This window comes from Usitatibacter rugosus, from assembly GCF_013003965.1.
Classification (GTDB): Bacteria; Pseudomonadota; Gammaproteobacteria; order Burkholderiales; family Usitatibacteraceae; genus Usitatibacter; species Usitatibacter rugosus.
Genome location: NZ_CP053069.1, coordinates 988,928 through 1,002,921, shown reverse-complemented (window position 1 = coordinate 1,002,921; position 13,994 = coordinate 988,928). Strand labels below are relative to the sequence as shown.

Here is a 13,994-nt window from a genome sequence, read left to right as displayed (position 1 = left end):
CCCGGTGAACGCACCCGAGACACCCCAGGAACCCGATCTCCCCTTCACCGGCGAGCGTTTCGTGCCCGGCGCGAAAGGCGAGATCTGGATCGAGCACTGGCACCGCTACCACTTCGCCTCGCGCTGGGCCGCGGGCCGCGTGGTGCTCGATATCGCGTGCGGCGAGGGTTACGGCTCCGCTCTGCTCGCGCGCACCGCCGCGCACGTGACCGGCTTGGACATCTCCGAGCAGGCGATCGACCACGCGAACCGCGTCTACGCAGGCCTCGCCAACACCACGTTCAAGTGCGCCTCGTGCACGCGGATCCCGCTCGCCGACGCCAGCGTGGATCTCGCCATCTCCTTCGAGACGGTCGAGCACATCACCGAGCAGAAGGAGTTCCTGGCCGAGCTCGCGCGCGTGTTGAAGCCCGGCGGCGTGCTGCTGATGTCCTGCCCTAACAAGCTCGAATACACCGACAAGCGCGACTACCACAACGAATTCCACGTGAAGGAGCTCTACCGCGCGGAGCTGGCGCAGCTCGTGGGCACGCACTTCCCGCACATCGCGTGGTACGGCCAGCGGCCATCGTTCTTCTCGGTGATCAGCCCCGAGACCGTCGCCGGCAGCGCCGCCCAGGTGATCGAGATCGACGAGACGAATCCGGCCGAAGCCTCGGATGCGGTCTCCAATCCGCTCTACTTCATCGTCGCCGCGAGCCGCGACGCGGCCTCCGTCGCCGCCACGCCGGGCGCCCTCTCGGTGCTCTCCGACCGCGACGACTGGGTGCACCGCGACTACGTGAAGGTGATGGGCATGCTCGAGTCGTCGGTGCGCAACGGCGAACGCCTGGCCAACGAGGTGCGCGACCGCAACCTCTCGATGATCGCGTTCCAGAAGGACTTCGCGAAAGTGAACGACGAGCTGACGCGGCGGCTGGTGGAGATGGCGGATCTCAATCGGGAGATCTCGCAGCGCGACCGCGCGATTGAGGAGAAGGACCGGGAGCTTTCCCGGCGGCGGGGGTTCCGCTGGTGGCTGAAACTTCCGTTTATCCGCGTGCGCGATTTCTTTCGGGGCTAGTTTCCTGGCGGCCTGCGGCCGTGCTTGGGACCCCTTGAACCACGGAGGCACGGAGACACGGAGGGCCACAGAGAAATTCTTGAAATGCAGTGGCGACTGTCGTGCAATAGTCATCGCCGCACCCAGTTCATGTTCATTCCAGTATTCCTCCGTGGCCCTCCGTGTCTCCGTGCCTCCGTGGTTCAAGGGGTCCCAAGCACGGCCGCAGGCCGCAAAGATTTATAATTCAAAGATGAATCCCCGCCTCGGCCTCCTCAAGCCCTACCCCTTCGAACGCATCCGCACCAACCTCGCCGGCCTCGAGCCCCCGAAGGGCGTGCCGCTCATCAACCTGTCCATCGGCGAGCCGCAGCATCCGACGCCCGCGCTGCTGAAGGATGCGGTCACGAAGAACCTCGGCGGCCTCGCCCGCTACCCGCAGTCGAAGGGGCTGCCGGAGCTGCGCGAAGCGATGGCTAAGTGGATCGCGAAGCGCCACGGCCTCGGCACGCTCGATCCGGAAACACAGGTGATCCCGGTGACCGGCAGCCGGGAGGCGATCTTCTCGATCGCGCAGGCGGTGCTCGATCCGGCCGACAAGAACGCGTACGTCGTGTGCCCGAATCCGTTCTATCAGATCTACGAGGGCGCCACGCTGTTGGGCGGTGCCCAGCCGTATTTCGTGAACTCCCTCGCGGCGCAGAACCATGCCGCCGACTGGGACTCCGTGCCCGAAGACGTGTGGAAGCGCACGAAGCTGCTCTTCGCCTGCTCGCCGAACAATCCCAACGGCCGCGTGATGACCGCCGCCGAATGGAAGCGGCTCTTCGAGCTCTCCGACAAGCACGGCTTCGTGATCGTCTCCGACGAGTGCTACAGCGAGATCTACTTCGACGAGTCGAAGCCGCCGGTGGGCGCGCTCGCCGTGGCGAAGCAGCTCGGCCGCGAGGGCTACCCGCGCCTGGTCGCCATGGGCTCGCTGTCGAAGCGTTCCAATGCGCCGGGCCTCCGCTCGGGCTTCGCCGCGGGCGACGCCGCGATCCTCAAGGACTTCCTGCTCTATCGCACGTACCACGGCACCGCGATGTCGAACACGGTGCAGTCGGCCTCCGTCGCCGCGTGGGGCGACGAGGCGCACGTGCTGGAGAACCGCCGCCTTTATCGCGAGAAGTTCGCCGCCTTCCGCGACCTCGTGAATCCGGTGCTGCCCCTCACGATGCCCGACGCCGCGTTCTACTTCTGGGCGGACGTGCGCGGCGACGACGAAGCCTTCGCGCGCGACCTCTTCACCGAGGCGCACATCATGGTGCTGCCCGGCAGCTACCTCTCGCGCGACGCCCACGGCACCAACCCGGGCCGCGGCTTCATCCGCATCGCACTCGTCTCCACGGTCGAGGATGCCGTCGAATCCGGCAAGCGCATCGCGCAGTTCGTCCGCGCGCGCAAGCCCGCGGCGGTCGCCTCGCGCGGATGAGGGACGAGTTCTTCGCCCTCATCGACCGCCTGCCCAACGCGGGCGAGGCGGAGCGTCAATCGCTCGAGGCCCAGATCTGGGAGCGCTTCGGCGTGGAGCGCGCGGTGATGGCGCTCGACATGAGCCACTTCTCGCTCACCGTGCGCCGGAGCGGCATCCTGAGCTACCTCGGCTTGATCCGCCGCATGCAGGTGATCACCAAGCCCATCGTCGATGCACACGGCGGGGCCCTGGTCGAGTTCCACGCCGACAACCTCATGGCGGTGTTCCCGGACGTGCCGCAGGCCGTCGATGCGGGTATCGCCATGAACCGCGCCTTCGAGCTGCAGATGAAGCCCGACGGCGGCCAGATGATCGAGGTGGCCATCGGCATCGACTTCGGCCGCTTCCTCTTCGTGGACGGCTGCCGCTGCTTCGGCGACACCGTGAACACGGCCTTCAAGCTGGGCGAGGACCTCGCTCGCGCCGGCGAGATCCTCCTCACCCCGGGAGCGCGAGCGCGCCTCGGCGCCGCCTTCCCCCACCCGTTCTCCGAGCAGCAGTTCTCGATCTCGGGGCTCGAGCTCCAGACCTTCAACGTCCAGCACCGGAATCCGAAATGACCGACCTGCAGCAGGCCATCGATGGCGCGTGGGAAAAGCGCGCCGAGTTCAACCCCGACAACGCCCCCGCGGACCTGCGCAAGGCCGTGGAAGCCGTCATTGCGCAACTGGATGCCGGCAAGCTCCGCGTCTCCGAGAAGCAGGGCGGCGAGTGGATCACCCACCAGTGGGTGAAGAAGGCCGTGCTGCTCTCCTTCCGCCTGCGCGACAACGAGATCATGCAGGGCGGCTACGCCCACTATTTCGACAAGGTCGATTCGAAGTTCGCCCGCTACACGCAGGCCGACTTCGCCGCCGGCGGCTACCGCGTCGTGCCGCCCGCCGCGGTGCGCCACGGCGCCTTCATCGCGAAGAACGTGGTGCTCATGCCTTCGTACGTGAACATCGGCGCCTACGTGGACGAGGGCACGATGGTCGACACCTGGGCCACCGTGGGCTCGTGCGCCCAGATCGGCAAGGGCGTGCACCTTTCCGGGGGCGTGGGCATCGGCGGCGTGCTGGAGCCCCTCCAGGCCAACCCCACGATCATCGAGGACAACTGCTTCGTCGGCGCCCGCAGCGAGGTGGTCGAGGGCGTGATCGTCGGCGAGGGCTCGGTGATCTCGATGGGGGTCTACATCGGGCAGAGCACGAAGATCTACAACCGCGCGACGGGCGAGGTCAGCTACGGCAAAATCCCCCCCGGGAGCGTGGTGGTCTCCGGCAACCTCCCCGACCCCGAAGGACGGTATAGTTTGTATTGCGCGGTGATCGTGAAGCAGGTCGACGCCAAGACGCGAGCAAAAACAAGCATCAACGAGCTGCTGCGCGGCGACTAGAGGGGTCTACACGGAGGCACGTTTTCCATGTTCATCGAGAAGCTCCTGCAGCTGATGTCCGAGAAGAAGGCGTCGGACATCTTCATCTCCGCGGGTTCCCCGCTCAGCATCAAGATCAACGGCACGATCATGCCGGTCAACCCCGCGCCCATGGACGGGGAGCAGTGCAAGAAGATCGCGTACGAGATGCTCACCCCGCGCCAGATCGAGACCTTCGAGAAGGACCGGGAGCTCAACTTCGCGAAGCCCATGCCCGGCATCGGCAACTTCCGCGTCAACATGTTCTGGCAGAAGGGCGCCGTCTCCGTCGTGATCCGCTTCGTGACGGGCGACATCCCGAGCATGGCGAGCCTGAACCTGCCGCCGGTGCTCTCCTCGCTCATCATGGAAAAGCGCGGCCTGATCCTCGTGGTCGGCGCCACCGGGTCCGGCAAGTCGACCACGCTCGCCTCGATGCTCGACTTCCGCAACAACCAGGGGCCCGGCCACATCCTCACGATCGAGGACCCGATCGAATACGTCTTCACGCCCAAGAAGGCCATCTTCAACCAGCGTGAAGTCGGCAACGACACGCTCGCCTTCCACGAGGCGCTGCGCAATGCGATGCGCCAGGCGCCGGACATCATCCTGATCGGCGAGATCCGCGACCAGGAAACGATGCGCATGGCCCTCACGTACGCGCTCTCCGGCCACCTGTGCCTGTCCACGCTGCACGCGAACAACGCCTACCAGGCCATGAACCGCGTGATCAGCTTCTTCCCGCTGGAAGTACGCCCCATGCTGCTGCAGGATCTCGCCGTGTCGCTGAAGGCGATCATCTCGCAGCGCCTGGTGAAGACGATCGAGGGCGGCCGCACGCCGGCCGTCGAAGTGCTGCTCAACACCCGCAACATGCAGGAGCAGATCGAGAAAGGCGAAGTGGGCGAAGTGAAGGAGGCGATGGAGAAGTCCATGTCGCCCGGCTCGCAGACCTTCGAGCAGGATCTCTTCCGCCTGGTGCGCAGCGGCAAGATCTCCACCGAGGAAGCGCTCATGAACGCCGATTCGGCCACCAACCTCGGGCTGCTGCTCGGCAACTCCGGGATCATGCCGATGGCGAGCGAGAAGGCGAAGCAGCCTTCGATGACCTCCGCCGGCGGCTTCGGCGGCTTCAAGATCACCGAAGAGACCGAAGAGAAGTTCGGCTGAGGCCGGGCTCGCGCGCCGTGAGCACCACCACCGCATCGCCCTGGAATCCGCCGAAGGCCCGGCTCGCCGCCGAGGACTCGGGCGAAGCGATCTACGCCGGCTTCTGGCGGCGCTTCTCCGCCTACTGGCTCGACGCGGTGCTGGTGAACGTCATCTCGTTCGCGATCACGTTCGGCCTGGTGACGATGAAGCCGGGGTTCGACCTCCTGGCCACGCTCGTGGGCATCGCCCTCGCCTGGCTCTACTACTCGCTGATGCACAGCAGCAGCCGCCAGGCGACGCTCGGGAAGATGGCCTTCGGCATCAAGGTGACGGATCTCGAAGGCGAGCGCATCAGCTTCCTGCGCGCCACGGGCCGCCACTTCGCCGCCTGGGTCTCCGCGGTCCTGCTGCTGGTCGGCTTCGTCATGGCCGCCTTCACCGAGCGCAAGCAGGCCCTGCACGACATGATGGCCAGCACCCTGGTCGTCCGGAAGGATGCGTCGCCGGAGGAAGCCGCGGCCGGCAGCGGCACCATGAAGCTCACCTGGGGCGTGTGGGTGATGATCGTGCTGCTGGGCCCGCTTCCGATGTGGGGCGGCATCGTCGCGGCGATCTCGATTCCCGCCTACCAGGACTACTTGTCGCGTTCGAAGATGGTGGAAGTGGTCGCCACCGGCAACGCCGCGAAGTCCGCGGTGCAGCAGTTCCACGCGAAGAACGGCAAGCTCCCCGCCACCCTCGAGGAGGCGGGCTTCGTCCAACCCATGTCGCCTAACGTGGGCGCGACACGCCTCTCGGTGCAAGGCCCGAAGGTCGTCATCGGCGTGATGCCCAGGGGCATGCCGCCCTCCGTCGGCGAAGGCGAGGTGCTGTTCACCGCGGACGCGGCGAACCCCGTCACCTGGACCTGCTCGCCCGGCGGCATCAAATCGAGGTTCCTGCCGCCAAACTGCCGGAGCTGACGCCATGCAATCGATCCACGAGACCCTCACCCAATACGCCGCCTACCACCGCGACCGTCGCAATATCGCCACGCATTTCGTCGGCGTGCCGCTGATCGTGTTCTCGGTGGTGCTGGCGCTGAACACGGTGACCTTCCCGTTCGGCTCCATCGTCGTTCCGCTCGCGGTGTTGACGACCGCGGCGGCGATCGTCTACTACGTCGCGCTGGACAAGATGCTCGGCATCACGATGGCCGTCATCCTGCTCCTGATGTGCGCCGGGGCGAGCGAGATCACGGCGCGCGAGAGCATCCCGCAATCGCTCGGCTGGGCGCTCGGCATCTTCGTCGTCGGCTGGGCCCTGCAGTACTGGGGCCACTACTTCGAGGGCATGAAGCCCGCCTTCTACGATGACGTGAAGCAGCTCCTGATCGGACCGCTCTTCGTGCTCGCCGAAGCCTTCTTCCTCTTCGGCGCCAAGCCGGAGCTGCGCCGCTACATCGAAGACCGCGTGGGCCCCACCGTCGCGCGCCGCAGCGACGGCACCTCGCCGACCGCATGACCATGGCCTACGCCACCTTCCGGGAGTTCTACCCCTACTACCTCTCCGAGCACCGCAACCCCACGTGCCGCAAGCTCCACTTCGCCGGCAGCACGCTGGTGCTGGCGTTGATCGTGGCGGCGCTCTTCACCGGCAGGATGTGGATCTTCGCGCTGGTGCCGGTCGCGGGCTACGGCTTCGCCTGGGTCGGCCACTTCGCGTTCGAGAAGAACCGCCCCGCGACCTTCAAGTACCCCGGCTACAGCCTCTTGGGCGACTGGGTGATGTACTGGCAACTGCTGACCGGAAAAATCCCTTTTGAAGAACGAGACGCTAGAGCTGGCCAAGGCGCTGATCGCGCGTAAGTCCGTAACACCGGCCGACGAAGGCTGCCAGCAACTCCTGATCGACCGCCTCGCCCCCCTCGGCTTCAAGCCCGAGGTGATGGCGCATGGCGACGTCACGAACCTGTGGATCCGCCACGGAACCGCGAGGCCGCTCGTCGTGCTCGCCGGACACACAGACGTCGTGCCGTCCGGGCCGGTCGAGAAGTGGCACTCCGATCCGTTCGCGCCGACGATCCGCGAGGGCAAGCTCTACGGCCGCGGCGCCGCGGACATGAAGACCGCCATCGCCGCCTTCGTGACCGCCGCCGAGCGCTTCGTCCGCGACCATCCGGCGCATCCCGGCTCGGTGGCGCTGCTCATCACCTCCGACGAGGAAGGCCCGGCCGTCGATGGCACCGTGCGCGTCGTGGAGGAGCTGAAGCGCCGCGGCGAGACGATCGACTACTGCATCGTGGGCGAGCCTTCGTCCTCGCAAGTCTTCGGCGACACGATCAAGAACGGCCGGCGCGGCACGCTCACCGGCAAGCTCGCGGTGGAGGGGATCCAGGGCCACGTCGCCTATCCGCACCGCGCGAAGAATCCCGTCCACCTCGCCGCGCCCGCGATCGCGGAGCTCGTGGCCACGGAATGGGACAAGGGCAACGCGCACTTCCCGCCCACCACATTCCAGGTCTCCAACATCCACGCCGGCACCGGCGCGCAGAACATCATCCCGGGCCAGGTGCGCATCGACTTCAACTTCCGCTTCTCCACGGAGAGCACGCCGGAGGGCCTCCAGGCGCGCGTGAAGCAGATCCTCGACCGCCACGGCCTCGACTACGGCCTCGAGTGGATCTTGGGCGGCAAGCCCTTCCTCACCAAGCGCGGGCGCCTCGTGGACACGCTCACGAGCGTGGTGAAGCAGGTCTCGGGCGTGACGCCGGAGATCAACTGCACCGGCGGCACGTCCGACGGACGCTTCATCATCGACATCTGCCCGCAGGTGGTGGAGTTCGGCCCGGTGAACCGCTCGATCCACAAGGTGAACGAGGCGGTGGCGCTGGAAGAGATCGAGCCCCTCGCCGAGGTCTATCGCCGGTCCCTCGAAGGCCTGCTCCTGTGACGGTCAGCGAGCTCCTCGACGAGGCGGTCGCGCGCCTGGAGAAGGCGGACGTCTCCTTCGGCCACGGGACCACCAATGTCCTCGACGAGGCGGTGTGGCTGTTGCTGCATTCGCTTCGCCTGCCGCTCGACTCGCTGAACGAGCACCTGCCCGACACGCCGACGGTCGCGAAGGTGAAGTCCTTCCGCGCGCTCGTGGAGCGGCGCATCGCCACGCGCAAGCCCGCGGCGTACCTGCTGAAGGAGGCGTGGCTGGGCGAGCACCGCTTCTACGTGGACGAGCGCGTGATCGTGCCGCGCTCCTTCATCGCGGAGTGGATGCAGCCGCGCCGCTGGGACGAGCTGCCGACGTTCTTCGGCCACCCGAACCGCGAGTCGGTGGGCTCCGTGCTCGACCTCTGCACCGGCTCCGGCTGCCTCGCGATCCTCGCCGCGCTCATGTTCCCGGGCGCGAAGGTGGATGGGGCCGACCTCTCGCAGGACGCGCTCGACGTCGCCAAGCGCAACATCCTCGACTACGGGCTCGCGCGGCGCATCGGCCTCGTGCGTTCCGATCTTTTCGCGGCGCTGGGCGAGCGGACCTACGACCTCATCCTCTCGAACCCGCCGTACGTGAAGGCTTCTTCGATGAAGAAGCTGCCGGCCGAATACCGCGCGGAGCCCACGCTCGCACTGGCGAGCGGCCGCGACGGCCTCGACCACACGCGCACCATCCTGCGCGAGGCGGCGGCGCACCTGAATCCCGGCGGAATGCTGGTGGTCGAAATCGGACACAACCGCAAGGCGCTCGAGCGCGCTTTCCCGCGGCTGCCGTTCAAGTGGCCGGAAACGAGCAGCGGTGCGGGCTACGTGTTCACGCTGCGCAGGGAAGAACTCGCCCTTTAGCGTCACGTTCCAGCGACGCATTGTTCTCCACGTATTCAACGCCATAGCGCGCAGGCGATATTTCGCTGTCGCTCGCGCACGACGAATGGCATTGCCGTTCGCAATTCAACCCGTTGAATCCATGCGCAATGGCGAAGTGGCACGCGTGATGCGTGCTAACCCACCCACAAGAAACCGGAATCCACGGCGCACATACACCAGAAGAGGGAGCGCCACCTCATGAGGAAGCTATCGTTAGTCATCCCCGCGGTTGCAGTGCTCGGTACGGCGATGTTCTATTCCGACATCGCTTCTCCCCAAACGATCTCCAATACTTTCCGCGCGCGCGATCCCGGCGTGCGGAGCGGGCCCGCAGGCGCGGGAGCGCCTCTCACCGGACTCACGGCGAAGGAGATCGATTTCTTCAACTCAGGCAAGCTCGATTTCTCGGAAGTCGAGGAGATCGACGAAGGGCTCGGCCCCACGATGAACCTCGATGGCTGCGGCGGGTGCCACTCGCAACCAGCCATCGGAGGCACCAGTCCCGCGGTCAATCCGCAGGTTGCGTTTGCGAGCAGCCGCGGTATGACCAATCGCATTCCATCGTTCCTCAGCGCCAGCGGACCCATCCGTGAAGCGCGTTTCCTGAAGAACCCCGACGGATCGCCCGACGGCGGCGTGCATGCGCTGTTCACGATCGCGGGCAGTCCCGCCGCACCCGGTTGCCGCCTCGCACAACCGGACTTCGAGGCGGCGGTACGCAACCGCAACGTGAGCTTCCGGATTCCCACGCCGGTGTTCGGCGCCGGGTTGATGGAGCAGATTCCCGACTCGGCGATCCTCGCGAACCGGTCTTCAAACTCCGATGCGAAACGCTCGCGAGGCATCAGGGGGAAGGTGAATCGCAACGGCAACGACGGCACCATTTCGCGCTTCGGCTGGAAGGCGCAGAACCAGTCGCTCCTGCTGTTCGCGGGCGAGGCCTACAACGTCGAGATGGGCATCACCACCGAGCTCTTCCAGGTGGAGCGTGACCAGTCGGCGTCGTGCCAGTTCGCGACGGTGCCGAACGACATCATCAACACGGAGTCCGTCGTGCCACTCGATGCCGTCGGCGCGATCGAGAAGTTCGCGGTGTTCCAGCGGTTCCTGGCGCCCCCCACGCCCTCGGCCAGCACGCCGGGCGGGGCGGACTCCATCGGCCGCGGCCGCGATGCGTTCTCGAACGTCGGCTGCGCGCTGTGCCACACGGCGAGCCTGAAGACGGCCAATTCCGGCGTCGCGGCGCTGCGCAACAAGAACGCCAACCTGTTCTCCGACCTGCTGCTGCACGACATGGGGCCGGGGCTGGCGGATGGCGTTTCGCAAGGCGCGGCGACGGGGTCCGAGTTCCGTACCGCTCCGCTCTGGGGGCTGGGACAGCGGATCTTCTTCCTGCATGACGGCCGGACGAACGACCTGCTGGAAGCGGTCGCCGCGCACCGCAGCGGCAGCTCGCGCGACGGCAACGCCTCCGAAGCCAACCAGGTGGTGAACGACTTCAACGACATGCCGGAGCGCCTGAAGCAGGACGTGCTGAACTTCCTGCGGTCGCTGTAGCCGGGTCCCCGCCTTCGCGGGGACGACGAAGCGATGAACGTCACCCTCGCGAAAGCGGGGGCCTATTTCTTCTTCGTCGCTTCGTAGCGCGCCTTGGTCTCGGCGTTCATCGGATAGAGGCCGGGAAGGGCAACCCCCTTCCCGACTTCTTCCATGATCCAGCCTTCCATCCGCTCCTGCTCCGGAGCGTTGGCGACCATGTCGTCCACGAATGCCGCGGGGATCAGCACCGCGCCGTCGTCGTCGACCACCACGACGTCGTCCGGGAAAACCGCGACGCCGCCGCAGCCGATCGGCTCCTGCCAGTTCACGAACGTGAGGCCCGCCACGGAAGGCGGTGCCGCTGCGCCCTGGCACCACACCGGCAGGCCGGTCGAAAGGACGCCCGCCATGTCGCGCACCACGCCATCGGTGATGAGCCCGGCCACGCCCTTCTTCGCCATGCGCGCGCAGAGGATGTCGCCGAAGATGCCCGCATCCGTCGTGCCCATCGCGTCGGCCACCACGATGCAGCCCTCCGGCATCGCCTCGATCGCGCCGCGCGTGGAGATTGGTTTCGACCACGATTCCGGCGTCGCGAGGTCTTCCCGCGCGGGCACGAAGCGCAGCGTGAATGCCTTGCCCACGAGACGCGGCTGCCCCGCGCGAATGGGGCGCGTGCCGCGCATCCAGACATTGCGAAGGCCCTTCTTCAGCAGCAGCGTCGTGAGGGTGGCGGTGGTGACCTTGGAAAGCGTGGCGACGATTTTCGGATCGAGGGACATTCTGGATCTCTATGGAAGGTAGGACGTGAAAGAGAGACGCCGTTTTTATGGGGGAGGATGGGGAGGAAAAGCGGAGGGTGGAGAGGAAAAGATAGCGGGATCGCGAAGTGGAGAGAAGGCCAGTCACGGTGAAAGAAGGTTTCCTCCCTATCCTCCGCCTTTCCTCCCCCTCCTCGCCCTTCAATAACCCGCGTTCAATGCCTCCAGCCGGCGTTGTTGCGATCAAGCATCCGCAGTAACGCCGGCCAGGCAATCATCCCGCCTGACTGCTTCATGACGATATCCGCGCTCTTGCGGATGCCCTCGATGATCGGCGTGGGCACCGGAATCAAATCCCCGCCACCCGCCTGGGCCCGGATCTGCACCTCGCAAGCCTTCTGCAGGATGTACATGTTGAGGAACGCATCGGCGACGTTCGGCGCGCACGTGAGCAGGCCGTGGTTGCGCAGGATCATGAAGTGGTTGCGGCCGAGGTCGTTCACGAGGCGTACCTTCTCCTCGGGATTGAGCGCGAGTCCCTCGTAGCCGTGGTACGACAGGTTGGAGAGCGGGAAGAGCGACTGCTGCGAGATCGCGCGCAGCCCTTCCTTCTGGCACGACACCGCGACGCCGTCGACCGTGTGCAGGTGCATCACGCACTGCGCATCCTCGCGCGCCTCGTGCACCGCGGAGTGGATGGTGAAGCCCGCGGGGTTGATGTCGAACGGCGAGGCCATCACCTTCTTGCCGGCGAGGTCGATCTTCACCAGGCTCGAGGCCGTGATCTCCTCGAAGAGCATGCCGTACGGGTTGATGAGGAAATGGTGCTCGGGGCCGGGGATGCGCGCCGACAGGTGGGTGAAGACCAGGTCGTCCCATCCGAAGTGCGCCACCAGGCGGTAGGCGGCGGCGAGATCCGTCCGCACCGCCCATTCGGCGGCCGAAACCTGCTCCTTCACGCTGGGGATCGTATCCATCGAATTGCCTCCGATTGGGGTCTTGGGCCCGTTTTTCGTAGAATGACGGTTAGCTTAGCGAAAATCGGACCCAGGCCCACGCCATGTTCAGTATCGACCGCATCGACCATATCGTCCTCACGTGCCACGACGTGGAGCGCACGGTCGCGTTCTACCAGCAGGTCCTGGGCATGGAGCCCGTCACGTTCGCGGGCGGGCGCCGCGGGCTCGCGTTCGGGCGGCAGAAATTCAACCTCCACCAGGCGGGGCGCGAGTTCGAGCCCAAGGCGCTCAAGCCGGGTCCGGGCGCGATCGATCTCTGCCTCATCACGCTCACGCCGCTGGCCGACGTGCAAGCGCACCTGAAGGCCCAGGGTGTCGCGATCATCATGGGGCCGGTGGAGAAGACCGGCGCCACGGGACCGATCCAATCCGTCTACTTCCGCGACCCCGACGGCAACCTGGTCGAGGTCTCGAACTACCCATGAACCTCGCGGACCTTCGCAAGGACTATGCGCTGAAGACGCTCGACGAAGCCGCCGTCGAGCGCGATCCGCTCGCGCAATTCCTCGCGTGGCTCTCCGAAGCGCTCACCGCGCAACTCCCCGAGCCCACGGCGATGACGCTCTCCACCGTGGACGAGCGCGGGCGTCCCGCGGGTCGCATCGTGCTGCTGAAAGGTGCCGAGCCCGAGGGTCTCGCGTTCTTCACCAACTACCAAAGCCGCAAGGGCCACGACCTGGCGGCGCACCCGTACGCCGCGCTCACGTTCCTGTGGAAGGAGCTCGAGCGCCAGGTGCGCATCGAGGGGCAGGTCGTGAAAGTGAGCGCCGCGGATTCCGACGCGTACTTCAACAGGCGCCCGCTCGGCTCGCGCATCGGGGCGCTCGCAAGCCCGCAGAGCGAGGCCATCGAGAATCGCGCGTGGCTGGAGAAGCGCTGGAGCGAGCTCGAGGACGAGCACGGCCTCTCGCCGGAACGCCCGGCGCATTGGGGCGGCTATCGGGTCGTTCCCGATGCGTACGAGTTCTGGCAGGGTCGGCCCAGCCGGATGCACGACCGCGTCGCGTACACGCGCGAAGGAAGTGAATGGCGAATTCGCCGTCTCGCGCCGTAGCGCTGTCGTACGGGCCGAAGCCCGCCGACCCGCTCACGCCCACGGAGCTCCTCGCTTCGCTTCGCGAGGCGCTCGGCCCCTGGAAGCGCGGCACTCCCTTCTGGATCTTCGCGTACGGCTCGCTGATGTGGAATCCGAGCTTCTCGTGGGACGCGAGGCACGTCGCGACCATCCGCGGCTATCACCGCTCGTTCCGCGTGTGGTCGCGCCTGAACCGCGGCACTCCCGACAACCCCGGCCTCGTGCTCACGCTGGAGCGCGGCGGCAGTTGCAGGGGCCTGGTCTACGGCATCGCCCCGGATCGCGTGCAAGAGGAGATGCACGGCATCTGGAAGCGCGAGATGTCGTACGGCTCGTATTGCCCGAAGTGGCTCAACTGTGTCGTCGGCGCGGAGCGGGTGAATGCCCTCGCCTTCACGGTGAACCGCGAATGCTCGGGCTACTCCGGTGAGCTGCCGACCGACGTGATGGTCAACGCGCTTGCAAGTGCCAAGGGCCGTTACGGACCCGCGCACGACTATCTCTTCAAGACCACCGAGACGCTTCGCGAGCACGGCATCCGGGATTCCCGCGTGGAACAGCTCGCGAATCTCGTTCGCGCCCGGCTCGATCCGTAGGACTCCGCGAAGTCGCGCCGGCGGGCGCGTGGAACATCTTTCCGCCGGCGCGAAAATCCTTC

16 protein-coding genes are annotated in these 13,994 nt (G+C 66.4%); 14 read left to right on the top strand and 2 right to left on the bottom strand.

The genetic code is table 11. The features are described 5' to 3' along the window. Positions 1-4: 4 nt before the first annotated feature. The 11 genes from DSM104443_RS05125 (at position 5) to DSM104443_RS05080 (ending at position 10,499) form a co-directional block, all read left to right on the top strand. The gene (locus tag DSM104443_RS05125) at positions 5-1,063 is read left to right on the top strand and encodes a class I SAM-dependent methyltransferase (protein ID WP_171090096.1); all 1,059 of its coding nucleotides are present in this window, start codon (positions 5-7) and stop codon (positions 1,061-1,063) included. 232 nt (positions 1,064-1,295) lie between these two features. After that, positions 1,296-2,516, top strand: a complete 1,221-nt coding sequence (gene dapC, locus DSM104443_RS05120) for a succinyldiaminopimelate transaminase (protein WP_171090094.1) — start codon at positions 1,296-1,298, stop codon at positions 2,514-2,516. Next, positions 2,513-3,118: an adenylate/guanylate cyclase domain-containing protein gene (locus DSM104443_RS05115; RefSeq protein ID WP_171090092.1), complete on the top strand. Its 606-nt coding sequence runs from the start codon at positions 2,513-2,515 to the stop codon at positions 3,116-3,118. Before dapC ends, DSM104443_RS05115 begins: the two co-directional genes overlap by 4 nt. Next, entirely contained in the window at positions 3,115-3,936 is an 822-nt protein-coding gene (gene dapD / locus DSM104443_RS05110; protein ID WP_171090089.1) for a 2,3,4,5-tetrahydropyridine-2,6-dicarboxylate N-succinyltransferase, read from the top strand. The genes DSM104443_RS05115 and dapD overlap by 4 nt, the downstream gene beginning before the upstream one ends. 27 nt (positions 3,937-3,963) lie before the next feature. Beyond that, on the top strand, positions 3,964-5,124 hold the full coding sequence (locus DSM104443_RS05105) for a PilT/PilU family type 4a pilus ATPase (protein ID WP_171090087.1): 1,161 nt from the start codon (positions 3,964-3,966) through the stop codon (positions 5,122-5,124). A gap of 17 nt (positions 5,125-5,141) precedes the next feature. Then, entirely contained in the window at positions 5,142-6,068 is a 927-nt protein-coding gene (locus DSM104443_RS05100; RefSeq protein WP_171090085.1) for an RDD family protein, read from the top strand. A 4-nt stretch (positions 6,069-6,072) separates the two neighbouring features. Further along, a complete protein-coding gene (locus DSM104443_RS05095; protein ID WP_171090084.1) occupies positions 6,073-6,609 on the top strand; it encodes an Mpo1 family 2-hydroxy fatty acid dioxygenase in 537 nt (178 codons plus the stop codon). 2 nt (positions 6,610-6,611) lie between these two features. Further along, positions 6,612-6,953, top strand: a complete 342-nt coding sequence (locus DSM104443_RS05090; RefSeq protein ID WP_212756949.1) for an Mpo1-like protein — start codon at positions 6,612-6,614, stop codon at positions 6,951-6,953. Further along, entirely contained in the window at positions 6,907-8,037 is a 1,131-nt protein-coding gene (dapE, locus tag DSM104443_RS21820) for a succinyl-diaminopimelate desuccinylase (RefSeq protein WP_246232520.1), read from the top strand. Before DSM104443_RS05090 ends, dapE begins: the two co-directional genes overlap by 47 nt. Further along, entirely contained in the window at positions 8,034-8,921 is an 888-nt protein-coding gene (gene prmB, locus DSM104443_RS05085; protein ID WP_246232514.1) for a 50S ribosomal protein L3 N(5)-glutamine methyltransferase, read from the top strand. Before dapE ends, prmB begins: the two co-directional genes overlap by 4 nt. A gap of 219 nt (positions 8,922-9,140) precedes the next feature. Beyond that, positions 9,141-10,499 carry a di-heme oxidoredictase family protein gene (locus DSM104443_RS05080; RefSeq protein WP_171090077.1) on the top strand — a complete coding sequence of 453 codons (1,359 nt, stop codon included), beginning with the start codon at positions 9,141-9,143 and terminating at the stop codon, positions 10,497-10,499. A gap of 62 nt (positions 10,500-10,561) precedes the next feature. On the opposite strand, the gene DSM104443_RS05075 is transcribed toward DSM104443_RS05080, so the two are convergent. Both DSM104443_RS05075 and DSM104443_RS05070 read right to left on the bottom strand, forming a co-directional pair. Next, positions 10,562-11,263 carry a ribonuclease activity regulator RraA gene (locus tag DSM104443_RS05075; RefSeq protein ID WP_171090075.1) on the bottom strand — a complete coding sequence of 234 codons (702 nt, stop codon included), beginning with the start codon at positions 11,261-11,263 and terminating at the stop codon, positions 10,562-10,564. A gap of 194 nt (positions 11,264-11,457) precedes the next feature. After that, a complete protein-coding gene (locus tag DSM104443_RS05070; RefSeq protein ID WP_171090073.1) occupies positions 11,458-12,219 on the bottom strand; it encodes a class II aldolase/adducin family protein in 762 nt (253 codons plus the stop codon). A gap of 83 nt (positions 12,220-12,302) precedes the next feature. Between DSM104443_RS05070 and DSM104443_RS05065 the strand changes: the two genes are divergently transcribed. The 3 genes from DSM104443_RS05065 to DSM104443_RS05055 are packed head-to-tail and all read left to right on the top strand — an operon-like array spanning position 12,303 to position 13,932. Then, positions 12,303-12,686, top strand: coding sequence for a VOC family protein (locus DSM104443_RS05065; protein ID WP_171090071.1), 384 nt, complete (start codon positions 12,303-12,305; stop codon positions 12,684-12,686). Next, entirely contained in the window at positions 12,683-13,315 is a 633-nt protein-coding gene (pdxH, locus tag DSM104443_RS05060; RefSeq protein WP_171090069.1) for a pyridoxamine 5'-phosphate oxidase, read from the top strand. Before DSM104443_RS05065 ends, pdxH begins: the two co-directional genes overlap by 4 nt. Next, positions 13,288-13,932 (top strand): gamma-glutamylcyclotransferase, encoded by a 645-nt coding sequence (locus DSM104443_RS05055; protein WP_171090067.1) that lies wholly within the window; start codon positions 13,288-13,290, stop codon positions 13,930-13,932. The genes pdxH and DSM104443_RS05055 overlap by 28 nt, the downstream gene beginning before the upstream one ends. The last annotated feature ends 62 nt before the right edge of the window (positions 13,933-13,994 follow it).